Source organism: Halorubrum sp. SS7 (genome assembly GCF_005435055.1).
Classification (GTDB): Archaea; Halobacteriota; Halobacteria; order Halobacteriales; family Haloferacaceae; genus Halorubrum; species Halorubrum salinarum.
In genome coordinates this window covers 1-207 of the sequence record NZ_SGXV01000838.1, presented here as the reverse complement: position 1 = coordinate 207, position 207 = coordinate 1, and the positions used below count along the sequence as shown (strand labels likewise).

The 207-nt window shown below is 70.0% G+C and carries 1 protein-coding gene; it reads right to left on the bottom strand.

The genetic code is table 11. The annotated features are described in order from the left end of the window. The coding region (locus tag EXE44_RS21320) for a hypothetical protein (protein WP_369333873.1) at window positions 1–207 on the bottom strand (207 nt) is incomplete at both ends.

The following is a 207-nucleotide window of genomic DNA, read 5'->3' as shown; positions in this document are numbered from 1 at the left end:
GCCTCTCGGACGAGCGCTGCGGCCGCGTCCGACGTCGCAGTCCGCACCAGCTCATTCGCATCGGGGTCGTACAGTCGAACGCAGGCGAGCTCGTGGCCCAAGGCGTCGACGACGGTCCGGATCGCGATTCGGCTTACATCATCACGGTCGGCGGCGGCGAGGAGCTCGCGGCTCGCCTCGGTTACCCCGGTAAGGCGCCGTTCCCGC